16 protein-coding genes are annotated in these 23,273 nt (G+C 72.7%); 7 read left to right on the forward strand and 9 right to left on the reverse strand.

Annotation, left to right across the window (positions count from 1 at the left end; genetic code table 11):
• The gene (locus ACIQLL_RS06815; protein ID WP_402464690.1) at positions 1-1,014 is read left to right on the forward strand and encodes a DUF808 domain-containing protein; all 1,014 of its coding nucleotides are present in this window, start codon (positions 1-3) and stop codon (positions 1,012-1,014) included.
• 7 nt (positions 1,015-1,021) lie between these two features.
• On the opposite strand, the gene ACIQLL_RS06820 is transcribed toward ACIQLL_RS06815, so the two are convergent.
• Positions 1,022-7,582: a DUF5979 domain-containing protein gene (locus ACIQLL_RS06820; RefSeq protein ID WP_402464692.1), complete on the reverse strand. Its 6,561-nt coding sequence runs from the start codon at positions 7,580-7,582 to the stop codon at positions 1,022-1,024.
• A gap of 131 nt (positions 7,583-7,713) precedes the next feature.
• Here ACIQLL_RS06820 and ACIQLL_RS06825 point away from each other — a divergent pair, with 131 nt between their 5' ends.
• Positions 7,714-8,415: a haloacid dehalogenase type II gene (locus tag ACIQLL_RS06825; RefSeq protein ID WP_402464694.1), complete on the forward strand. Its 702-nt coding sequence runs from the start codon at positions 7,714-7,716 to the stop codon at positions 8,413-8,415.
• Between the two features lie 245 nt (positions 8,416-8,660).
• Here the strand turns inward: ACIQLL_RS06825 and ACIQLL_RS06830 are convergent, their stop codons facing one another.
• Together ACIQLL_RS06830 and glnA are read right to left on the reverse strand one after the other, a co-directional pair.
• A complete protein-coding gene (locus ACIQLL_RS06830; RefSeq protein WP_402464696.1) occupies positions 8,661-9,149 on the reverse strand; it encodes a hypothetical protein in 489 nt (162 codons plus the stop codon).
• 238 nt (positions 9,150-9,387) lie between these two features.
• Positions 9,388-10,812, reverse strand: a complete 1,425-nt coding sequence (glnA, locus tag ACIQLL_RS06835; RefSeq protein WP_402464698.1) for a type I glutamate--ammonia ligase — start codon at positions 10,810-10,812, stop codon at positions 9,388-9,390.
• Between the two features lie 134 nt (positions 10,813-10,946).
• On the opposite strand from glnA, the gene ACIQLL_RS06840 reads away from it, so the two are divergent.
• Positions 10,947-11,393: an RDD family protein gene (locus tag ACIQLL_RS06840; protein WP_402464700.1), complete on the forward strand. Its 447-nt coding sequence runs from the start codon at positions 10,947-10,949 to the stop codon at positions 11,391-11,393.
• A gap of 36 nt (positions 11,394-11,429) precedes the next feature.
• On the opposite strand, the gene ACIQLL_RS06845 is transcribed toward ACIQLL_RS06840, so the two are convergent.
• Genes ACIQLL_RS06845 through ACIQLL_RS06860 form a run of 4 tightly spaced genes read right to left on the reverse strand, consistent with a single transcriptional unit; the run spans position 11,430 to position 14,378 of the window.
• Positions 11,430-12,146: a DUF4191 domain-containing protein gene (locus ACIQLL_RS06845; protein WP_402464702.1), complete on the reverse strand. Its 717-nt coding sequence runs from the start codon at positions 12,144-12,146 to the stop codon at positions 11,430-11,432.
• An 11-nt stretch (positions 12,147-12,157) separates the two neighbouring features.
• The gene (lipA, locus tag ACIQLL_RS06850; RefSeq protein WP_402464704.1) at positions 12,158-13,168 is read right to left on the reverse strand and encodes a lipoyl synthase; all 1,011 of its coding nucleotides are present in this window, start codon (positions 13,166-13,168) and stop codon (positions 12,158-12,160) included.
• A 25-nt stretch (positions 13,169-13,193) separates the two neighbouring features.
• Positions 13,194-13,907, reverse strand: coding sequence for a lipoyl(octanoyl) transferase LipB (gene lipB, locus ACIQLL_RS06855; protein ID WP_402464706.1), 714 nt, complete (start codon positions 13,905-13,907; stop codon positions 13,194-13,196).
• Between the two features lie 9 nt (positions 13,908-13,916).
• On the reverse strand, positions 13,917-14,378 hold the full coding sequence (locus tag ACIQLL_RS06860; protein WP_402464708.1) for a MarR family winged helix-turn-helix transcriptional regulator: 462 nt from the start codon (positions 14,376-14,378) through the stop codon (positions 13,917-13,919).
• A gap of 36 nt (positions 14,379-14,414) precedes the next feature.
• Here ACIQLL_RS06860 and ACIQLL_RS06865 point away from each other — a divergent pair, with 36 nt between their 5' ends.
• Genes ACIQLL_RS06865 through ACIQLL_RS06875 form a run of 3 tightly spaced genes read left to right on the forward strand, consistent with a single transcriptional unit; the run spans position 14,415 to position 19,219 of the window.
• Positions 14,415-16,694 carry an MMPL family transporter gene (locus ACIQLL_RS06865; RefSeq protein WP_402466242.1) on the forward strand — a complete coding sequence of 760 codons (2,280 nt, stop codon included), beginning with the start codon at positions 14,415-14,417 and terminating at the stop codon, positions 16,692-16,694.
• Positions 16,695-16,731: 37 nt separating this feature from the next.
• A complete protein-coding gene (locus ACIQLL_RS06870) occupies positions 16,732-17,826 on the forward strand; it encodes a Gfo/Idh/MocA family protein (protein WP_402464710.1) in 1,095 nt (364 codons plus the stop codon).
• 55 nt (positions 17,827-17,881) lie between these two features.
• Positions 17,882-19,219, forward strand: coding sequence for a protein kinase family protein (locus tag ACIQLL_RS06875; RefSeq protein WP_402464712.1), 1,338 nt, complete (start codon positions 17,882-17,884; stop codon positions 19,217-19,219).
• Positions 19,220-19,290: 71 nt separating this feature from the next.
• Here ACIQLL_RS06875 and sucB read toward each other — a convergent pair whose 3' ends face one another.
• Positions 19,291-21,054, reverse strand: a complete 1,764-nt coding sequence (gene sucB, locus ACIQLL_RS06880) for a 2-oxoglutarate dehydrogenase, E2 component, dihydrolipoamide succinyltransferase (RefSeq protein ID WP_402464714.1) — start codon at positions 21,052-21,054, stop codon at positions 19,291-19,293.
• A gap of 274 nt (positions 21,055-21,328) precedes the next feature.
• Here sucB and ACIQLL_RS06885 point away from each other — a divergent pair, with 274 nt between their 5' ends.
• Positions 21,329-21,682 (forward strand): oxidoreductase, encoded by a 354-nt coding sequence (locus ACIQLL_RS06885; protein ID WP_402464716.1) that lies wholly within the window; start codon positions 21,329-21,331, stop codon positions 21,680-21,682.
• Between the two features lie 28 nt (positions 21,683-21,710).
• On the opposite strand, the gene ACIQLL_RS06890 is transcribed toward ACIQLL_RS06885, so the two are convergent.
• Entirely contained in the window at positions 21,711-23,210 is a 1,500-nt protein-coding gene (locus ACIQLL_RS06890) for a leucyl aminopeptidase (RefSeq protein WP_402464718.1), read from the reverse strand.
• Positions 23,211-23,273 lie beyond the last annotated feature (63 nt).

Raw genomic sequence — 23,273 nt, forward strand, 5'->3', positions numbered from 1 at the left:
ATGAGTGCGGGTCTGCTGGGGCTGCTCGACGACGTGGCCGCCATCGCGAAGCTGGCGGCGGCCTCGCTGGACGACGTCGGCGCCGCGGCCGGTCGTGCCACCGCCAAGGCCGCCGGGGTCGTGGTCGACGACACGGCGGTGACCCCGCAGTACGTGCACGGGGTGGCGGCCGACCGGGAGCTGCCGATCGTCAAGAAGATCGCGTGGGGCTCGATCCGTAACAAGGTCCTCATCATCCTGCCGATCGCCCTGGTGCTGTCCGAGTGGCTGCCGTGGCTGCTCACGCCGATCCTCATGGTGGGCGGGACCTACCTCGCCTTCGAGGGTGCGGAGAAGATCTGGGGCCGCCTGCGCGGGCACACGGCGCACGCCGAGCCGGCCGCCGCGAGCGGCCCGGACGCCGAGAAGAAGCTCGTCGCCGGTGCCGTGCGGACCGACCTCATCCTCTCGGCCGAGATCATGGTCATCGCCCTCGACGAGGTCGCCGACGAGGGGTTCTGGGCCCGGCTCGCGATCCTGCTCGTGGTGGCGCTGGTCATCACCGTGCTCGTCTACGGCGTGGTGGCGCTCATCGTCAAGATGGACGACGTCGGTCTCGCCCTCGCGCAGCGCAGCTCGGCGGCCGCGCAGCGCGTCGGACGGTCGTTGGTGACCGGCATGCCGAAGGTGCTCGGAGTGATCTCCGTGGTCGGCACCGTGGCGATGCTGTGGGTCGGCGGGCACATCCTGCTGGTGGGCGTCGACGAGCTGGGGTGGCACGGTCTGTACGACCTGGTCCACCACGGCGAGGAGGCGATCGCCGCCGCCGTGCCCGGCATCGGCGGGTTCCTCGCCTGGTGCTTCAACACGCTGTGCTCGGCGCTCGTCGGACTGGTCGTCGGTGCCGTCGTCGTGGCCGTGGTGCACGTGCTGCCGTTCGGCGAGGACCACGACACGAACGCTGCGCACGACCGGTCGGAGTCGGGTGCCGGCGACGACGCGGGTTCCGTGCCTCCGGGCGTCCCGAGCTCCTGACGGACCCTCAGGCCTGCGGGCCGGCGGCCCGGCCGCGACGGTGCCGGACGACCAGGAGAGCACCGAGCGCGATCAGGAGCAGCCCGGCGACGAGCAGCGCGAACAGCACGGGGGAGACGCCGGTGTGGGCCAGCGGCGGCACGTCGTTGATCGGGGGAACCCCTTGGTCGGGCGGCGTGCCGGTCGTCGTGGTCGGGGGCACGTGATGAGTCGTGGTGGTGACGCAGGTCGCCGCGGCCCGGACCGCTGCCCGCGAGGCCGCGACCGCGCGGGCGGAGGCGTCCACCGTGGCGCATGCCGGCGGGACGTCGCCCGAGACCGTGATCGCGTTGCGCAAGGTCACGCCGGCGGCGTCGTCGTCCACGCGGACGGCGTAGGTCAGCGTGATCGCCCCGGTCCCGGACACGGTCCCGACCACCCAGCGCAGCGTCCCGTCAGGTCGGAGCGTCGCGCTGCCCTGGCTCGCGGTGAGGCTGCCCGGGACCAGCGTCGCGTGGCGGGTGACGCGCTGCAGCGCGTCCACGACCTCGACGCCGGGGACGCCCCGGCCCCCGTTGCCGCGCACGGTCACGGTGTAGGTGATGACCTGACCGGGTCGCACGGTCGATCCGGACGGCGCGTCGGCGGTCTTGGCGAACGTGTAGGAGCCCGGGCCGCGGACCGCCCGGTTGCGGACGGTGACGTCCACGTCGACCTGGCGATGGTCGGCCAGCGGCACCGGCAGGGAGAACGAGACCATCTGGTCCACGGCGTCCACGCCCGAGCCCGCGGCGATGCCGGCGACGGCGAACGAGACGGGCCGCCAGACCGTGACACCCGCCGGGTCGGGCAGCGCGCCCTCGATCACGGTGCAGCGGCTGCCGATCGGGATCGTCATCGGCGTCCGTGAGGTGGCGCCGGCCCGGATCCTGGCGTCGCCGCCGAACCGCTCGCCGTCGCCCGCCGTGCAGCTCCACGAGACGTCGTAGGCAGTACCCTCCGGGAGCGCGCCGTCCGGGGCGCGGAGCGACTTGGCGATGTCGAAACCGGTCAGCACGCGCTCCACGGTGTTGGTCACGGACACCCGGTTCGGGCCCGCTGTCGGGCGGGTGACCGTGCCCAGCGCGGCGACGGACGGTTCACCCCACACGTACGAGGGGTCGATGAGGGTCGGAGCCGTGGTGGGCTGGTCCTCCGTGACCGTGCACCGCGAGCCGACGAGGATCCCGGGGACCTCGTACGTCCCGGTCCCGGTGACCTCCCAGTGCCCGGTCGTGGCCGGTCCGTCGTCTCCGAAGCGGCAGGTGTAGTTCCCGCCGAACGTCTGCCCGGGCTCGATCGCCAGGCCGTCAGGAGCGTCGATCGACTTGGTGATCTCGATCGGGGTGAAGACTCTCGACACGGAGTTGACGACACCGAGCGTCTCCTCCTCGCCGGCCGCGAGCGTCACCCCGGGGCTGTAGGACGGCTGCTCCCAGGTGAAGGAGGGGTCGGCGAGGTCGCCGTCGACGAGCGTGTCCTCCGCGACGGTGCACTCCGACCCGACGGGAGCCCCGTCGGGGTCGGTGATGCCGAACAGCTGCACCTCGCCCCCGCTGGTGGGCAGCTCCCACGTGCCGTCGTGCTCGACGCCCTGCGGGTCGATGCACTCCCACGTGCCGGTGACCGTGGTGCCGGGCACGAGCGCCCCGTCGACACCGACGTACTCCTTGATCAGGCGCAGAGCCCCGGAGACCTGCCGCGGCGTGTTCGTCACACCGATCGCGGGGGGCGCGCTGCCTCCGGCGACGGTGACCGGGTCGGTCACGTCCGGCGTGGTCCAGTCGAAACCGGGCAGCAGGGTCGAGGAGGCGTCGGGCGTGTCCTCGGTGGCCGAGCAGACGGTCCCGATCGGTAGCTCGGGATCGGGGGACAGGGTCGCCTGCCCGGCACCGGTGACCGACCAGGTGCCGGTGAACGCCTCCTCGAACGGCTCGCCCTGCGCGTACACGCACTCGTAGCCGCCGGTGAACGTCGACCCCGGCAGCACGGGGTCGCCGTGGAGGATCCGCTTGGTGATCGCGAACCGGCCCGTCCGTCGCTCGACCGGGTTGGTCACCGCGACGTCGAGCTCCTGGCCGACCGACTGGACGGTCACCTCCGACGGCAGGACGGTGGGGGTGCCCCAGGCGTAGGAGGCGTCCCGCAGGAGCCCCTCGGGGAGGCGCCCCTCGGAGACCTGGCAGGTCCAGCCGAGCGGGACCGCGTCGGCGAGCACCACGGGGTTGCCGTCGGTGGGGACCTGCGCGCTCCCGACGATCTCGCCGCCGGTGTTGCCCGCAAAGCTGCACGCGTAGTCGACGGGGAACTGCGGACCGGTGCCGACGTACCCGTCGACCTCGCCCGTGACCGTCTTGGCGGCCCGCAGCACCCCCGTGTCGCGGACGACGGCGTTCGTGGCGGTCAGCGTGTTGGGGCCCGCGGCCGTGACCGTCACCGGGGTGAGCTGCGGTGCGGCCCAGGAGTAGGACGGGTCGCTCGACGGGGCGCCCGGGGTCTGCTCGGTCGCGGTGCAGGTCGATGCCAGCAGCACCTGGTCGGCCGGGCCGGTGAGCGTGGCGGACCCGCCGTCGTCGACGCTCCAGGTCCCGGTGACGTCCGGGTCGCCGTCGTGCGTGCACGTCCAGGTGCCGGTGTAGGTGAGCGGCAGGTTGACGACGTTCGCCCCGACCGCGGACTCGTCGACGACCTTGACCAGGCCGATGTCCGTCGTCACCCGCTCGGCAGGATTGGTCATGGTGAAGGCGTACTGACCGGACTCGTCGGCCACCTCGACAGTTCCCGCCGGTGCCGCGACCGGGGTTCCCCAGGAGTAGGAGGCGTCGGGCAGCCCGAGCCCTGGGTCGATCGCACCCTCGACCGCGCGGCACTCCTGGCCGACGGGCACCTGGAACCGTACGGTCCCCCCGACGCCGGTGTAGGCAGGCCCGTAGGTCGCGTCCGTGCACACGAGGCTCAGGGGGAACTCGACGCCGGGGTCGACGTCAGCCGGGTCGATGCCCGTGACGGCCTTGCTGACCGCGACCTCCGCGAAGCGCTCGACCAGGGTGTTGGTCGCGCGGACGACGACCCTCTTGTTCGGGACGGGGGTGGTGAACGTGACCGAGGTGTCGGTGCGCTCCAGCACGGTGGCCTCACCTGTCACGTCGAGCTGGACCGTGCCGGTCCAGGCGTACGGGTCCAGGGCCGCGGGGACACCGGTCTCGACGACGGTGCACGTGCTGCCGACGGGGATCGGGTCGGCCGGGGCGGTGTGGTCCGACTCGCCGTCGGACAGCGTGATCGTGCCCTCGACGGCGACGCCGCCGCCGGCGGGGGTGCAGCTGAAGTCGAACGAGAAGTCGGCGTCCACGTAGGCGTCGCCGGCGGCGCCACCGACGACCACCTTGCCGATCACCAGGTCGCCGTCGACCTCGACCACCCGGTTGGTGACGGTGCCGGTGACATCCCGGTCGTCGGCCGTGAGCGTGATCGGTGGGGGCAGCGTGGTTCCGCCCCAGACCAGCGATGGCTCGTCCGGGATCGGCTCGGTGCCGATCGGGTCCTCGGTGATCGTGCACCGTGATCCCAACGGCAGCTGGTCCGCGGGGCCCGTGAGGGCCGCGTTCCCCGGACCGGTCACCGACCAGGTCCCGTCCAGCATCGTCGAGCCGTAGGCGCAGCTCCACGTCCCCGTGAACGTCGTGCCGGAGCCGTCGGCACCCCCCGTCCCCTCGACCACCTTGGCCAGGGCCAGGCTGCCGTACTCGCGCTGGATCGTGTTGGTCACCGTCACCGGGTCGTTCGTGGTCCCGACGATCACGTCCTGCGGCGCGGGAGTCCCGGCCCAGGAGTAGCTGGCGTCGACGAGCTCGGAGCCGTCCGGCGCGAGCTCCGAGACGTTGCAGGTGGACCCCACGGGCAGCGGCGGCGTCGTGGCGGACCCACCCGCCGTCACGCTGAAGGTCTGGGTGTAGGTGCTGCCGCCGCCCTGCGTCGGGGCGTCGCATGCGACGGTGATGCTGAACGTGGCCGATCCCAGCAGCCCGCTCGCAGCGAGGTCCGCGGGCTGCACCGACTTCCGGACCGTCAACGGGCGGTAGAGCTGCTCGGTCGGGTTGCCGATCGCGACGTTCGCCGAGTCTGCCGGGGGAACGATCGCGACACCACCGCCCAGGACGCCGTCGTAGGTGGGAGCCCCCCAGACGAACCCGGTCTCGAGACCGCCCTGGGGCGCCCGCTCGATCACCTCGCAGCGGGTGCCGATCGGGACGCCCGTGATCGTGGCAGTGGCACCGTTCGTCAAGGTCTCGCTGCCGGCGAAGCCGGCGCCGCAGTCGTAGTCGACCGTGAATCCCACACCGCCGGTGAACCCGGCTCCGTTCACGGCCTTCGAGAGCACCAGATCGCCGGTCTGGCGGGCGAAGTAGTTGGTGACCGTCGCCGATGCCGGGCTGCCGCCGTCGGGCACCGTGACGGTCGCCGCCGGTGACCACGCTGAGCCGTCCCACGCGTACGAGGTGTCCGCGAAGTCACCGGGAGTGCTCGTGACGGTGGCCTCGGCGAGGCTGCACGTCGCCCCGGCCGGCAAGTCGTTCACGGTGGTCGTGGCACCGGCCGTGAGGTCGACGGTGCCCGACGCGACGGCGGTGTTGTCGAGCGTGCAGGTGTAGTCGACCGGGAAGGCGCGACCCGCCGCGGCGGTGTACCCGGTGGACGGCGTCCCCGGCCGGGCCTCGACCGCCTTGGACAGTGCGATGCTGCCCGTGCGCTGGCGGTAGGTGTTGACGATCGCAACCGTCGAGGTGCCGGAGTCGGGCACGGTGACCCGTCCGCCCGCTGTCGAGTAGACGGGGGCGAGCCACTCGTACGAGGCGTTCGCGAGATCGCCGTCGGGTAGGTCCTCGGTGACCGTGCAGCTCGTGCCCACGGGCAGGGGCGGGGAGACGAAGGGTGTCCCGGTGCTGACGCTGAACGGCTGCGGCGCGTCCGAGCCGCAGGTGTACGTCCCGGTGAACGCGGTGCTGCCGTCACCCGTGTACCCGCCGGCGGGACCGTCCACCTGCTTCGTGACCGTGAACGTCGCGGTGGCGAACGTGTTGGTGACGGTGCAGGTCACGTCCTGGCCGTCGGCGACCGTGACCGACGTGCCGTCGCCGTCGGCCGCGCCGACGCACTGCCACGGCCCCGACGCGTAGCCGTCGGGGCCGGTCTCGGTGAGCTGGTAGGTCCCGGCCGGCACCCGCTGCGAGGTGACGGCGGCGCTCCCGCCCGGTCCGCCGATCGACGCCGGGCCACGGGCACTGAGCGTGAAATCGGAGGCCTGCGCCGGTCCGCCGTCGACCTGCTTGACCAGCGTGAGGGTAGCTTTCGGGACATACGTGTTGGTGACGGTGCAGACGATCCCCAGGGCGTCGGTGGTCGGCGGCGGTCCGACGTCCTCCAGCGTGATCCGGCCTGCCCCGATGTCGTACCTCGCCTCGGGGACGGCACCTCCGGCGCTGTCCAGGCACTCCATCCCGGTCACCGACCACTGGTCGCCGCTCGGCTGCTCCTCGGTGATCGAGACCGACTCCCCGCGCAGCAGCTGGTCCGTCTCGGCGTTGCCGGGATCGGTGGGATCGAGGGAGAACTTGCGGGTGGCCCACGGGGATCCGTCCAGGCTGCTGGTCCCGGTGAATCCGAAGGCCGGCGGCGTGATGGTCACCCCGTCGGGCACCACGGTCCGCTTGATGACGGTCAGGGCGCGCAGCTGGACGAGCGACGCGTACAGGCATGCCGACGACGTCGCGCTCTCCCGGGTGAGGAACCGGTTCTGGGCCGAGCCCGACGGCGTGGCAGGACAGGCGCCGTCGGTCGGGACGAACCCGGTGACCACCAGCTTGTACTCGAAACCGTCCTGGTCGTAGACCTGGCTGGCGATCTGGTTGGAGAACTTGATCTCGTCGGCACATCCGCGGTCGTTGGGGGCGTCGTTGCCGGTGAACGCGCAGTTGCGGTACTCACCAGGGCGCAGGTTGGGGGTTTCCCAGAGCTCCCACGGGAACGTGGTCGGCGTGAGCGGGGTCAGGCCGCCGAGCTGGACCCGCAGCTCTCCGGTGAAGTGCTTCGAGGGGGCGGTGATGGGGTTGTTGTAGTGCGTCAGACGGCCGATGAGGAACGTCTCGCCGTCCTGCGCCGTGACGACCGGCGCCGGCTTGAACCCGACCGCGCTCTGCTTGTCGGTGTCGAGCTGGTCCGGGCAGACGTACGTCGTGCGGCGCCGGTCCCTGACGCCGTAGGTGCCGTGGGACGTTCGCGCCTCGGTGGTGCCGCTCGCGCCGACGAAGGCCGAGCTGGTCGTCGTCGCGCCGATGCCCGACCCTGGAGAGTAGTGGATGCAGTCACCGCGCGGCCCGTTGTTGTTCGCCTCGCCGCCGTGGTCGCGCAGCTGGGCGGTGATCGGACCGATCTGCAGGGTCGCGGCCTCGGCGGGCGGAGCCACCACCGCGGGAAGGCCCACCGCGAGGAACGTGAGGGCGACGACGGCAGCGACGAGGCGACCGGGCCTGGTGCGGGTTCGCTCCACCATGGAGGCTCACCTCCACGTCTGATCGCAGGGAGCAACTGTGATGAAGATAACGGCGCGACGGTCGATGGGCGACCAGAGAGCCGAACTCCACCCGGCTTGCCGCGCGCTCCGCGCCGGGTGAGGGTGGCGACATGTCAGACACACCTCCCCAGATCGACCCGGTGCGACCCGATCTGATCGTCCTCGACGTCAACGAGACGCTGTCCGACCTCGCCCCGCTGGGCGCGGTCTTTGCCCAGGTGGGCCTCGACGAGAACGACGTCGCGGCGTGGTTCGCCGACGTGCTGGGGGACGGCTTCGCGCTCACGGTGCTCGGCGACAACCCGTCGTTCGCCGAGGTGGCCGCTGCCGGGCTGCGGGTGAGGCTCGCTGCCGCCGGGTCACCCGACCCGGCGGCCGGTGCCCGGCAGGTCCTGGAGAGCTTCACGCACCTGGAGCCGCATGCCGACGTGGTTCCCGGGCTGCGGGCGATCGCCGCCGCCGGATGCCGGATCGTGACGCTGAGCAACGCCTCCGCCGACGTCGCGCGGACGCTGCTCGCCGGTACCGGCGCGGACGACGTCGTCGAGGCCTACCTGGACGTCGCGGGCGCGGCCTGGAAGCCCGACCCCCGCGCCTACGGCCACGCCCTGTCGGCCACCGGGGTCGCCCCGGGGCGGGCGATGCTCGTGGCCGCGCACCCGTGGGACCTCGAGGGTGCTCGGAGGGCAGGGCTGCGCACGGCGTGGATCAACAGGGTGGGGGGCGAGTACCCCGCGTACTTCGACCGTGCCGACCTGGAGGCGCCGTCGTTCGTGGACCTGGCGGCCGCGTTCGGGGCCCCGCGGCGCTGAGCGGCGCCCGGCGGAGACGGCAGGAGCCCCGCCCCTGCCGTCCTGCTGGGGACCGTTCGGGGACCTGCTTCCCCGGCAGGGGGACATGCTGGCAGTAGTTTCGAGGCCAGCAACGGGTCCCGGAAACGATGTCCGGGACCCGTTACCGCCCGCAGTTGCAGCAGCGGATCTTGTAGAGGGCGTGCTCTGGCTGTTCGTCCACCCGCCCCGGTCCGAGCGGCAGTCTCCGGCGTCGTGAAGTGGTTCTACGAGGCCGTGACCGACAACAGGCCGTCGACCGAGGCCACCGTGACCCGGTCGGGGAGCTGGCTGTCAGGAGTGGTCCGCCGACCCGTGCTTCCCTGCACCCGCCACACGCTCTGACCGCCGACGATGACGAGCTGGCCTTCGCCGTCGATGTTGTCCGGGACAGAGCTCGTCCACGGTTTGAGGTACGCGACGTAGGACTCGTCGAGGTCGAGTGCGGGTGCGATGTTGGTGAAGCGGCCTTCCATCTGCCTGATGTCGATCTTCTCACCGGGATCGAGATCGTCCCGTCCGTCCGTCGCGACGACGACAGCGGTCGTCACCGTGAACGGGAGGTCCCGTTCACCCTCGGTTCGCTGCCCGTCGCTTGTCGTGGTGAACAGGACGGCGGCGGAGCTCGCCTCCCGAACCTCGGGGAGCGACGAGTAGGTGTGGCTGAGGTCCAGCTCCTCCGCGGGGCCGTCGCAGCCGGCCGCGGCCAGAAGCACCAAGGCGATGGCGGATGCTCGCGAAGCCCGGCGAGATCGACCAACGAACATGATGCTCACTTTCTGCACTCAGGGGCAGCGGGAGGCTGGCGGCTTGCGGGTGCCTGTGGCGTCAGATCACACACGGATCACACACGAGAGCGAGAAACGGCGTCTGAGGCTGCGAAACGCTGCGAAGCGTTCGTGCAGTACAGACGCCGTTTCTCGCCTCCCGACGGAGGTGGCTCAATCTCGACTGTCAGATGTCGTAGTAGAGCTCGAACTCGTGCGGGTGCGGGCGCAGGCGGATCGGGTCGATCTCGTTGGCCCGCTTGTAGTCGATCCAGGCGGCGATGATGTCCTCGGAGAAGACGTCGCCCTGGGTGAGGAACTCGTGGTCGGCCTCGAGGTTGTCGAGGGCCTCACCGAGCGAGGCGGGGACCTGGGCGATCTCCGCGTGCTCCTCGGGGGGCAGCTCGTACAGGTCCTTGTCGACCGGCGCCGGCGGCTCGATGCGGTTCTTGATGCCGTCGAGGCCCGCGAGGAGCTGGGCGGCGAAGGCCAGGTAGGGGTTGGCCGACGGGTCCGGCACGCGGAACTCGACGCGCTTGGCCTTCGGGGAGCTACCGGTCACCGGGATGCGGATGCAGGCGGAGCGGTTGCGGGCCGAGTAGACCAGGTTCACCGGGGCCTCGTAGCCGGGGACCAGACGGTGGTAGGAGTTGACCGACGGGTTCGTGAACGCCAGCAGCGACGGCGCGTGCTTGAGCAGGCCGCCGATGTACCAGCGGGCCGTGTCGGACAGGCCGCCGTAGCCCTTCTCGTCGTAGAAGAGCGGCTCGCCGTTCAGCCACAGCGACTGGTGGGAGTGCATGCCCGAGCCGTTGTCGCCGAAGATCGGCTTCGGCATGAACGTGACGGACTTGCCGGCCTGCCAGGCGACGTTCTTGACGACGTACTTGAACTTCATCAGGTCGTCGGCCGAGTGCAGCAGGGTGTTGAACTTGTAGTTGATCTCCTGCTGGCCGGCGGTGCCGACCTCGTGGTGCGCGCGCTCGACGTCGAGACCGACCTCGGCCAGCGCGGCGCAGATCTCGTCACGCAGGTCGGCGAACTGGTCGTTCGGGGGAACGGGGAAGTAGCCGCCCTTGTAGCGGGTCTTGTACCCGAGGTTGCCGCCCTCCTCCTCACGGCCGGTGTTCCAGGCCGCCTCGACGGAGTCGATGCTGTAGAAGCTCTCGTTCTGCGACGTCTTGAAGCGGACGTCGTCGAAGATGTAGAACTCCGCCTCGGGGGCGAAGAACGCGGTGTCCGCGATGCCGGTGGAGGCCAGGTACGCCTCGGCCTTGGCGGCGATGGTGCGCGGGTCGCGGCCGTACGGCTCGTCCGTGAACGGGTCCACGATCGAGAAGTTCATGATGAGCGTCTTGCGCTTGCGGAACGGGTCGAGGTACGCCGTGGTGACGTCCGGGACCAGCTTCATGTCCGACTCGTGGATCGCCTGGAACCCGCGGATCGAGGAGCCGTCGAACATCAGGCCCTCGGTGAACGAGTCCTCGTCGAACTGCGCCACGGGGATGTTGAAGTGCTGCATGACACCCGGCAGGTCGATGAACCGGACGTCGATGAACTCCACCCCCTCGTTGCGGGTGAAGGCGATTGCCTCCTCGGCATTGGTGAACATGCATGCGCTCCTTGATGAGACGGTGCCAGGTGGCTCGGCGCCCTTGACGCTAGAGCCGACTGGTTACCCTGCCATGGCGCGGATGTTTCGTCCACGTTACGTGGGTGGCTTTCGTGCGCGCGTAGGCTGGAACCATGCCGACGCGTGGGGAAATCGGGTCCTGGATGTCCGGTGGCGACGTCCCGAAAGATGAGACGAACGGCCGGGACGGCCTGGGCCTGCCGACCTCCGGACCCGGTTCGCGGGCCCGGCTGGGACGCCGGGTCGTGGCGCTCTGCCTCGACTGGGCGGTCGCGAGCGGGATCAGCTACGCGCTCCTCGACTTCGACGAGCTGGCGACCCTCGGGGTCTTCGCCGTCATGAACCTGGTCCTGGTCGCCTCGGTCGGCTCCACCATCGGGCACCGGCTGCTCGGTCTGCGGGTGCGCCGGCTCGACGTCGAGGGTCCGCACCTGGTCGGGTTCGGCCGCGCCGCCGTGCGGGCCCTCCTGGTCTGCCTCGTCATCCCCGCCGTCGTCTGGGACGCCGACGGTCGTGGCCTGCACGACAAGGCGGCCGGGACCGTCATCGTGCGTCGATGACAGGTCCCGGCCGCCGGGTGGGCCGAGCGCGCGGGCTCAGCGTCCGCGCATCCCCTTGCGGTCGGGCCGGGCGTTCAGCGGGTCCACGCCCTTGGGCACGGGCAGCTTGACGCCGCCGAGCGCCTTGAGACGCTTGCCGATCTCGGCCGCCTCGGCGCGGGTGAGCTGCTTCTTCATCCGCTGCACCTTGCGGGCCACCTTGGGCAGGGCGACCTGGCCCTCCTCGCTGCCGACCTGGATCGTCGTCACCGGGACGTTCGGCAGGACGCGGACGGTGCGCTTGCGCTCGTCGGCGAGCATCCGCTGCACCCGGTGGGACGGCCCCTCGGAGACGAGGACGACGCCGGGCCGTCCGATGCCGCGGAAGACGAGGTCCTGCTGGCGGTTGACGGACACCGGCTCGTCCTCGAAGTTCCAGCCGCCACGGACCGTGCCGAGGGCCGCGCGGACGGCGCCCGGCTGCCCCTCGATCTGCGTGTACGCCGCGCGCTCCGCCTTGCGGGTGAGCACGAACATCGAGCCGAGCAGGGCGAAGGGCAGGCCGACGACGGTCGCGTAGATCCAGTGACCGGCCAGGAACCCGATGAGCAGGGCGATCGCCAGGATCCCGAGGAACACGGCGAGCATGATCCAGGTGACCATCGGGTCCTGCCGCCTGGTCATCTGGTAGGCGGCCCACACCTGGTGGTACCAACGCTGCTTCTTGGGCTTCTTCGAGGACGCCTCGCCGGCGTCGGACTTCGTGCGGGCCATGGTCGTCAAGTCTACTGTCCGCGGGGGGCGACCAGGCTCGCCGCCTCCTGCCGGGCCGTCGTCGGCTCGGTGAGGTGCGCCAGGGCGTCCGGCACGGCCTGTCCGCGCCGGGTCATCGCCTGGCCCCACAGCCGCCCGGCGCGGTAGGAGGACCGCACCAGCGGGCCCGCCATGACGCCGAGGAAGCCGATCTCCTGCGCGTAGTCGGACAGCTCGACGAACTCCTCGGGCCGCACCCAGCGCTCCACCGGGTGGTGGCGCAGGGAGGGGCGCAGGTACTGCGTGATGGTGATGAGGTCGCACCCGGCGGACTGCAGGTCGTCGAGCGCCTCCTTGACCTCGTCGATCGTCTCGCCCATGCCCAGGATGAGGTTGGACTTGGTCACCAGCCCGGCGTCGCGGGCCCGCGTCAGGACGGACAGCGACCGCTCGTAGCGGAACGCGGGGCGGATCTGCTTGAAGATGCGCGGCACCGTCTCGACGTTGTGCGCGAGCACCTCGGGGCGCGACTCGTTGACCTGGTCGAGCAGCTCCGGGATGGCGTTGAAGTCCGGGATGAGCAGCTCGACGCCGGTCCCTGCGTTGAGGGCGTGGATCTGCCGCACGGTCTCGGCGTAGAGCCATGCGCCGCCGTCGGCCAGGTCGTCGCGGGCGACGCCGGTGACGGTCGAGTACTTCAACCCCATCTGCTGGACGGACTCCGCGACCCGGCGCGGCTCGTCGGCGTCGAAGTCGGCCGGCTTGCCGGTGTCGATCTGGCAGAAGTCGCACCGGCGCGTGCACTGGTCGCCGCCGATGAGGAACGTGGCCTCGCGGTCCTCCCAGCACTCGAAGATGTTGGGGCAGCCGGCTTCCTCGCAGACGGTGTGCAGCCCGCCGCTCTTGACGAGCCCCTTGAGCTCGGAGTACTCGGGACCCATGACCGCGCGGGTCTTGATCCACTCGGGCTTCTTCTCGATGGGCGTGGTGGCGTTGCGGGCCTCGACCCGCAGCATGCGGCGGCCCTCGGGTGCGATGGTCACGACGTCGTTCCCTCCGTAGACGTGCTCACCCTATGGCGGCGCCGACGGCGCCGACATCGGGATCTTGCTGCGTGGTCGTGAGTTCCGTCACCAGGGGTTCCAGGTGCCGCACCAGCGCGTCGGCGAGCAGGGGGCGCACCTCGGCGACGGTGACGTCCCGTCCTGTCTCGACGGACAGGGAGGTCACGTCCGCGTCGTCGATGCCGCAGGGCACGATCGCGTCGAAGGCGGCGAGGTCCGCGTCGCAGTTGAGCGCGAGCCCGTGCATCGTCACGCCCTTGGCCACGCGAGCCCCGATGGCGCAGACCTTGCGCGCACGCCGCGCGACGGCGTCCCGACCGGCGGCTGCGGCGTCGTCGGCGGCGAACCACACGCCCGAGCGCCCCTCGACGCGGACCGTGTCCAGGCCGAACGCGGCGCAGACGTCCATGACGGCGGACTCGAGCGTGCGGACGTAGCGCACGACGTCGACGGGGGAGCGCAGGGCGACGATCGGGTAGGCGACGATCTGGCCCGGGCCGTGCCACGTGATCTTGCCGCCGCGGTCGACGTCGACGACGGGTGTGCCGGCCGGGGGGTACTCGTCGCGGCGCGTGCGGCGGCCCGCGGTGTAGACGCTGTCGTGCTCCAGCAGGAACGTCACGCCGGGTGAGCCGGCGCGTACGGCCTCGTGCGTGCGGCGCTGCAGCTCCCACCCCTGGTGGTAGTCCGTGCGGCCCGGCAGCGTGACGACGTCCATCGGCCCAGGCTAGTCCTGCGCGGACGGCGACCGGTGCGTCTCCTGGGCGCGGAGCATCGTCAGCAGGATCTCCCGCAGGTCGTGCGTCTGCTGCTCGTCGAGCCCCCGGGTGGCCAGGTCCTCGGCGGGACGCCGGTCCGCGGCCTCGAGCGCCGCGGCCCGGCCGGCGTCGGTGACGACGACGGTCCGACGGCGTCGGTCGGCGGGGTCGGTGGAGCGCGTCACGTAGCCGGAGCGTTCGAGCCGCGCGACGACCTTGCTCATCGTCTGCTCGGTGACGCCGTTGAGGTCGGCCAGCTCGCGCTGCGTGTGCGGGGTGCCGAGCAGGTGCAGCAGGACGGGGAACCCGGCGTGGTTGAGCTCCCAGCCGGCGAGGTGGTCGTTCCACTCGTGCTCGATCTGGCGCACGACGGAGAAGAGCAGCCGGCCGGTGGGCCAGTCCGCGGGGTCGGGGCTCGTCGGGTCGGTCACTTGCTGCGCACCTCCTTCACGTGCAGAATACTCAACATGCTGAGTAATAGGTGGTCGGGCGTCCTGCGTGGTCTCGTCATTCTGGCAGCACTCGGGGTGTGGTTGGCCGTCGGCGCCTTCGGCGGCCAGGCGCAGGGGCAGCTCAGCAGCGTCCAGACGAACGACGCCGCGGCCTTCCTGCCCGCCAGCGCCGAGTCGACGGAGGCCGCCGAGCTCGCCGCCGAGTTCACTGACGACGAGGCGCTGCCGGCGCTGGTCGTCGTCGAGTCCTCGGACGGGTCCGAGCTCACCGAGGACCAGCTCGCCGACGTCCAGGCGTTCGTCGACGCCCTGCCCGACGCACCCCTGGAGGGCGCCTCCGGTGACGAGCCCGCCACCGTCGGCCAGGCCAGCGTCGCCGACCCCGTCCTGGTGCCGTCCGAGGACGGGCTGGCGGCGCTCGTCGTCGTGTCCCTCGACGCCTCGCTCGCCGACCAGGCCGTGGGCCCCGAGGAGTCGAGCGTCGGGGAGCTGTCCGTCACCGCGCTGCGTGACCTCGCCGCCGGGGGCACCGAGGACGGGGGCCTGGCCGACACCGGGACGCAGGCGTGGGTGACCGGTCCGGCCGGGTTCGTCGCCGACCTGACCAGCGCCTTCGGCGCGATCGACACCGTGCTGCTGCTCGTGGCGCTGGGCGCCGTGCTCGTCATCCTCGCCCTGGTCTACCGCTCGCCCGTGCTGCCGTTCGTGGTGATCTTCAACGCCGTCCTGGCCCTGACCCTGGCAGGCCTGGCCGTCTACCACCTGGCGGCGAACGACGTCCTCGTGCTCAACGGCCAGTCGCAGGGCATCCTGTCGATCCTCGTCGTCGGGGCCTCGGTGGACTACGCCCTGCTCGTGGTGGCCCGCTACCGCGAGGAGCTCACGCGGGTCGCCTCCACCTACACCGCCCTGCGCCGGGCCGTGCGCGCGTCGATCGAACCGATCGCCGCCAGCGCCGGGACCGTCGTCGTCGGCCTGCTGTGCCTGCTGCTGTCCGACCTGTCGTCCAACCGCAGCCTCGGCCCCGTGGCCGCCATCGGCATCGTCGCCGCGTTCCTGGCGGCGTTCACCCTGCTGCCCGCCCTGCTGCTGATCGGCGGGCGCCGCGCCCGGTGGGTGTTCTGGCCCCGGATCCCGCACGCACCGGCCGACGCCGGTGACGCCCCGGTGGCGGACGCCGACCTCGCCGCGACCGAGGTGGCCGAGGACGGCACGGTCCAGGTGGCCGGTCACGGCCTGTGGTCGAGGGTCGCCGGGTTCGTCGGACGTCACGACCGCCCCGTGTGGATCGTGACGGCCCTGGTGCTGGCCGGGGCCGCGGCGTTCGTGCCGACGCTGGACGCGTCCGGCACCGGCGACTCCGAGGTGTTCCTGACGCAGGTCGACTCGGTCGACGGCGAGGAGGTGCTCACCGAGCACTTCGAGGGGGTCTCGGCCCAGCCGGTGACGGTCGTCGCCCCGGCCGACGACCTCGACGCCGTCGTGGATGCCGCGGACGCCACCGACGGCGTCGCCGCGGCGCAGCCCGTGACCGACCAGCCGGCACCCGCACCCGGCGCACCCCCGCAGGGCGACCCGCTGGTCGTCGACGACCGGGTCCGCGTCGACGTCACCACCGACGCGCCGTCGGACAGCCAGGAGGCCGTGGAGACCGTCTCCGCGCTGCGCGACGCCGTCCACGAGGTCTCGCCCGACGCCCTCGTCGGCGGTGCGGCCGCCGAACGGCTGGACACCCAGCTCGCCGGGCAGCGTGACCTGCGGGTCATCGTGCCCGTGGTGCTCGCGGTGATCTTCGTGATCCTCATGCTGCTGCTGCGCTCCGTCCTGGCGGCCGTGCTGCTCATCACCGCCAACGTGCTCGCCTTCGGGTCGGCGCTGGGTGTCGCGGCGATCCTGTTCAACCACGTGTTCGACTTCCCGGGCGCCGATCCGTCCGTGCCGCTCTACGCGTTCTGCTTCCTGGTCGCGCTGGGGGTCGACTACTCGATCTTCCTCATGACCCGCGTGCGGGAGGAGAGCCAGAAGATCGGGACCCGGCGCGGCGTGCTGCGCGGGCTCGCCGTCACCGGGTCGGTCATCACCTCGGCCGGCGTGGTGCTCGCCGCCACCTTCGCCGCCCTGGGGGTCATCCCGCTGCTGTTCCTCGCCCAGCTCGCGTTCATCGTGGCGTTCGGCGTCCTGGTCGACACGCTCGTGGTGCGCAGCCTGCTCGTGCCCGCGCTCGTGCACGACCTCGGGGACCGGACCTGGTGGCCCGCGCGGCTGGGGCGCGGGCACGCCGCCCATCGCGCCTGAGGGGCTGATCGGCCCGACGTCGGGCACGATGGACGCCATGGCGGAACACCAGGACGGTACGGACCTGACGGCGGACGGCGAGGCGCGGGTGCACCCGCCCCTCCGGATCGCGATCGTCGGCTACGGGGGAGCGGGGCGGGAGATCCACGCCCGGCTCGCGGCCGAGGCCGGGCACACGGTCACGGCGGTCCTCACGCGGGACTCCGGGCGGCGCAACCAGGCCGCGGGGGACTGGCCGGGTGCGCGGCTCGTCGGTGACCTGGACGAGCTGATCGAGCTGCGCCCGAGGTTCGACGTGGTGGTCGTGGCCAGCCCCACCGCGCTGCACGCCGAGCAGGCGGCGCGGCTGGCGCGGGCGGGCGTCCCGTTCGTGCTCGACAAGCCGATCGGCGTCGACGCCCACGAGGCGCGCGCCGTCGTCGCCGAGGCCGACGCGGCCGGCACCCCGTTCACGGTGTTCCAGAACCGCCGCTGGGACCCGGAGCAGCTCACGCTCGCCGCCCTGCTCGAGCGTGGCGAGCTGGGCGACGTCCACACCTTCGAACGGCACTGGGAGCGGTGGCGTCCGGTGCCGCGCAAGCGGTGGAAGGAGAACGACCGGAACGGGGGTGGGCTCCTGCTCGACCTCGGCCCGCACCTCGTGGACTCCGCCACCCAGCTGTTCGGACGTGTCACCTCGGTGTGGGCGCAGACACGGGCGCTCACCACGCCCACCGAGGACGACGTCTTCCTGGTCCTGGAGCACGAGCCGGGCGGTGGGCTCGCGGCCGGCCCGCACGCCGTCGTCTCCCGGCTCTGGGCCGGGTCCGTCGTCGGGGCGCCCGGCCCGCGCACCCGCGTGCTCGGGACCGGCGGCGCCTACCTCGTCACGACGTTCGAGCAGGACGCCTCGCCGCTGGAACGGTTCGACGACGCCGCCCCGGCCGGGACGCACGGCTGGCTGACCCGCGGCCGCGACCGGACCGCCGTTCCCGCGGCCGACGGAGGGCACGCCGACTTCTACCGTGCGCTCGCCCCGTGGCTCGCGGGGGACGCGCCCGCCCCGGTCGACCCGACCGACGCCGTCCGCACCGCCGAGGTGCTCGACGCCGCCCGCGCCTCCGCCCGGGACGGTCGACGCATCTCGCTCTGACCGGGCCTGTGGACGACGCCTGCAGGAGACCGTCCGCCTGGTGTTGCATGGCCGCGTGCAGACCGACACCGTGCTCGCCGTGCCCGCCGACGCCGCCGCCCGTGACGCCCTCCTGGAGCGGGTGCGGGTCATCGCCGAGCTCGATCATCCGCGGGTCGAACCCGTGGGAGCCATCGTCGCGCGGCCCGACGGCGGCCTCGTGGTGCCTCGCGGCAGCGGGACGGCCACCGACCTGCCCACCGTCCTGGCGGTCCGTGGCCGCTGCGACGCCGCGGAGGCGGCCGGTCTCGCCGTCGACCTGAGCCAGGCGCTGGCCGTGCTGCACAGCTCCGGCCTCGTGCACGGCGAGCTCGGTCCCGGCGACGTCGTGATCGATCTCGCCGGGCGGGCGCGGCTGCGGCCCCGGCTCGAGGTGCCGGGCCCGCAGGCCCGGGAGACGTCCGACGTGCACGCGGTGGCCGCACTGGTCGACGCGGTCGTGGCGCACCCCGACGACGACGCCACGGTCGCCCTGCGGGCGGCGCTCGCTCCGGCGCTGGCCGCCGACGGCCGGGTGCGTCCGGAGGCGGGCACCCTGGCGGCGCAGGTGCACGACGCCGTGGCACCGGAACCGATCCGGCTGCCCGAGCCGGCGGCGCTCGCGGCGGCGGCGCTGGGCGGTGGTCGGGACGCGGCCGCAGCCACGACGCCGAGCGGTCGCGCGCGGCACCGCCCCGCCCGGGGTGGCGGCGCCGCGCCGGGGCGTTCACGTGCCGAGGGGCGGGGCCGGCCACGTCGGTCCGCGGGTCGGCGGCCCCTCGGTGGCCGGTGGCGCGCCGTGCTCGGTGCCACCGGTGTGGCGTGCGGCGTGGGGCTCCTCGTGGTGCTCGGGCTGCGGGTCGTCGCGCCCGACGGGCCCGGGGCCGCGGACGGATCGGTCGGGTCGGCCACTTCGGCCGTCGCCGCGGACCCGCCTGCGGCGGAGCGCTCCACAGCGCCCGGCGGCCAGGCATCGGCCGAGGACGCGCCCGGACCCGTCCAGGACCTCGACGACCCGGAGGGTGCGGCGGCCGAGCTCACGCGGCGTCGGGTCGAGGTCCTGGTCGGCGGGCGCCCCGTCGACCAGGTGGCGCTGGCGGGTTCGGCCGCGTACCGGGCCGACGCCGAGCTGGTCGCCGGAGCCGCCGAGGACGGCACGCAGGTGGTCGGTGCCCAGGTCGAGGTGCGCTCGACGCGCACGGTCGAGGGCCCACGGGACGGCCGGGCCGAGGTCGTCGTCGAGTACGTCGTCGGGGCGCACCGCCAGGTCGCGGCGGACGGGACGACGGCGTCCGTGCCGGCGGGGGAACCGCGGACCGACCGCCTGCGCCTCGCCTGGACCCCCGACGGCTGGCGGGTCACCGACGTGGCCTGACAAGTCCGTCCGCGGCACGACGAAGGGCGGGGACCTGCCGGTCCCCGCCCTGTCGTCGCGTCACCGAGGTGTCAGAGCCCGACCTCGGACTCGAAGGCGGCCTCCTCGATGCGGTTCTTCACCGCGGTGAGGAAGCGGGCCGCGTCGGCGCCGTCGACCAGGCGGTGGTCGTAGGACAGGAACAGCATCGCCATCTGACGGATCGCGATGGTCTCCTCGCCGTCCGCGGCGGTGACGACCACGGGCTTCTTGGTGATCGTGCCGGTGCCGAGGATGGCGACCTGACCGACGGGGACGATCGGCGTGTCCCACACCGCACCGCCGGAGCCGGTGTTGGTGATCGTGAACGTGGCGCCGGACAGGTCGTCCGGGCCGATCTTGTTGTCGCGCGTGCGGGTGGCGAGGTCGCCGATCTGGCGGGCGATGCCGGCCAGGTTCAGGTCGCCCGCGTTCTTGATCACCGGGACGACCAGGCCGCGCTCGGTGTCGACGGCGATGCCCACGTTCTCCGAGGAGTGGTAGGTGATCTCGCCGGCGTCGGTGTCGATCGAGGCGTTGACCTTGGGGAACGCCTTGAGCGCCTCGACGGCCGCCTGCGTGTAGAACGGCAGGAACGTCAGGTTCGCACCCTCGCGCGCCTTGAAGTCGGCCTTGGCCCGCTGCCGGAGCCGGGAGACCTTCGTGACGTCGACCTCGACGGCGGTGGTGAGCTGCGCCTGCGAGTGCAGGGCCTCGTGCATGCGCTCGGCGACGACCTTGCGCAGTCGCGACATCTTCTCCGTGGTGCCGCGCAGCGGCGAGACCTCGGGGACCGTCGGCTTCTTCGGGGCCGACGACGGCGCGGCGGGCGCAGACGGCGCGGCGGCCTTCTCGGCAGCGGCGAGCACGTCCTCCTTGCGGACCCGTCCACCGACGCCCGTGCCCTGGATCGTCGAGGTGTCGACGCCCTTCTCGGCGGCGAGCTTGCGCACCAGCGGCGTCAGGTAGGAGCCGCGGCCACCGCTCGGGGCGGACGGGGCGGGAGCGGGCTCGGGCTTCTTCGGCTCCGGCTTCTTCTCCGGTGCCGGGGCGGGCTCGGGCTTCTTCTCGGCGGCCGGGGCGGGCTCGGGCGACGCGGCGGGCTCGGGCTTCTTCTCGGGCTCCGGAGCGGACTCCGCGGCCGGCTCGTCCTCGGTCGGCTCGTCGGCCGCCGGGGCCGCGCCGGACCCGACGACGGCGAGCACGGCGCCGACCTCGACGGTCTCGTCCTCGGCGACCCGGATCTCCTGGACCGCGCCGGCCACCGGGGAGGGGACCTCGGTGTCGACCTTGTCGGTGGAGACCTCGAGCAGCGGCTCGTCGACGGCGATCTCGTCACCGACGGACTTGAGCCAGCGGGTCACGGTGCCCTCGGTCACGGACTCGCCGAGCGCCGGGAGCGTCACCTCGGTGCCCTCGCCGCCGCCCGACGGTGCCGGGGAACCGGAGGACTTCTCCTCGGCCGCAGGCTGCTCGGCGGGCTTCGACGGCTCCGCCTCGGGCTCGGCCTCCGGCTCGGGGCTCGCCTCGCTCGCGGCCGACTCCTGGGCCGGTGCGTCGTCCGACCCGCCGTCGTCGGCGCTGTCCCCGATGACGGCGAGCGTGGCGCCGACCTCGACGGTCTCGTCCTCCTCGGCGAGGATCTTCTGGAGCACGCCGGCGACGGGCGAGGGGATCTCGGTGTCGACCTTGTCGGTGGAGACCTCGAGCAAGGGCTCGTCGACCTCGACGGTGTCCCCGACGGCCTTGAGCCAGCGGGTGACGGTGCCCTCGGTGACGGACTCGCCGAGTGCAGGCAGCTGCACGTTCTCAGACATGACCTGTGGAGTCTCCTTCGATCAGTGGGTCAGGCGACGTGCCGAGGACGGCCGGGCGCACCCGACCGCCTCCTGCTCGGTTGCCGCGTTCTGGGGTCACTGCCTGTCATCTTGTCACTTCCTGGGGTCCCGCCCCAATCGGGCCGACGGGTGGAGGAGTGTGACGCTGGGTACATCTGCCGTCCCGTGCGGGTGCTTTGGTGGCAGGCGCCTTCCGAGCGTCATCTCCAGCATGGCCGCGCTCACACCCAGGGTGCGGCGGTAGTCTCGCGACATGTCGTTCAGGTCTGCGATGGACCGCCTGCTGGGTCGGTCCGCACCGCAATCGTCCGCCGTGGCACCTTCCGGCGGTCGCGCTGCCGCGGTCGCCCACCTGCAGGAGTTCGTCGCGACGCGCGTCGGGGTGGAGGCCTACGTGGAACCGCCCAACGCCCAGACGCCACCGACGGTCCTGCTCGTCGCGACCACGGGGGAGTGGACCCGACGCCGGGTCCCGGACGAGCGCACCGGGTTCGAGGTGGCCCGGTCGCTCGGCACGCCGGTCTACAACGTCCGGTTCACCGGCTACCCGCAGCGCATGCGGGACTGGACCAGCGCCCAGCGGCGCAAGGACGGCAGCTCGCGCTGAGCGGCGTGCCGTCCCTGCGCCCGCGGGATCAGGAGGCCGCGCGGGCCTCGAGGAATCCGAGGAGCGTGCGCACGCCGACGCCGGTGCCGCCGGCGGGCGTGTAGCCGAAGGCGCCCGACTCGTTGAAGGACGGTCCGGCGATGTCCAGGTGGGCCCACGGGGTCTCGCCGACGAACTCGCGCAGGAACAGCCCCGCGGAGAGCATGCCGCCCCAGCGCTCACCGACGTTGGCGATGTCGGCCGTCTTGGAGCGCAGGCCCTCGGCGAGCTCCTCGGGCAGGGGCATCGGCCAGAACCGCTCGCCGACCGTGTCGGCGGCGACCTTGACCTCGTCGCGCACGGAGTCGGCGCCCATGACCGCCGAGACGCGCTTGCCGAGCGCCACCATCTGGGCGCCGGTGAGCGTCGCGATGTCGAGCACGGTGTCGTGCCCGTCCTCCACGGCCGAGACGAGCCCGTCGGCCATCACGAGGCGGCCCTCGGCGTCCGTGTTGAGCACCTCGACCGTCTTGCCGCCGCGCATGCGCACCACGTCGGCGGGACGCTGGGCGTTGCCGCCGGGCATGTTCTCGGCCAGGCACAGGTAGCCGGTGACGGCGACGGGCAGGCCGAGGCGGGCGGCGGCGACGACGGTGTGCAGGACGGCGGCGGCGCCGGCCATGTCGGACTTCATGGAGTCCATGCCCGCGGCGGGCTTGATCGAGATGCCGCCGGTGTCGAACGTGATGCCCTTGCCGACGAGCGCCACCTTGCCCGTGGCCTTCGCCGGGGCGTAGGTGAGCTTGACCAGCCGGGGTCCACGCGTGGAGCCCTGCCCGACGCCGGTCAGTCCGCCGTACCCACCGGCCGCGAGCTGCTTGTCGTCCAGGACGGTCACCTTGACGCCCTTGGCGCCGAGCTCCTTGACGGCCGTCTTGGCGGCGTCGGCGAACGACGCGGGGAACAGGTCGTTCGGCGGGGTGTTGACCAGGTCGCGCGTGCCGTGCACGGCCGTCGCGAGGATCTCCGCGCGCGCGGCGGCGGTCCTGGCCTCGGCGGACCGGGCGAACGACGTCGCGAGCTGCAGCCGGGCCACCGGCGCCTGCTTCGCCGCGGCCTGGTCGGCGCGGTAGGCGGTGTAGGCGTAGGCCCCGAGCAGCGCGCCCTCGGCGACGGCCCCGAGCTCGTCGGCGTCCACGGCGGGCAGGGCGACGACGGCCGAGTCCGACCCCGCCAGGGACCGGACGGCGCTGCCGGCGGCGGACCGCAGGGTCTCGTGGGCGAACGTGCCGTCGGGCTCCCGCTCGCCGAGGCCCGTCAGCACCAGGACGTCGGCGGCGACGTCCTTGCCCGCCGGCACGGTCCGCACCTCCCCGAGGGCGCCGGACACCCCCAACCGGGGTGCGAGCGTCTCGAGCTGCTCGACGACGGCCGCGGGGAGCTGATCCGCGACGACGGCGACGCCGTCGGACGTGGAGCAGGTCCCGACGACGAGGGCGTCGGCGGTCAGGGTGGTCGGGTTCTTGCCCGTCAGAGTGAGGTCAGCCACGGCAACCACCCTAACCGGGCCGCGGGACGCGGCGCGCGCGACGGCGACGGGTAGTCTGCCGAC

It is taken from the genome of Isoptericola aurantiacus, assembly GCF_044769875.1.
GTDB lineage: Bacteria > Actinomycetota > Actinomycetes > Actinomycetales > Cellulomonadaceae > Isoptericola > Isoptericola aurantiacus.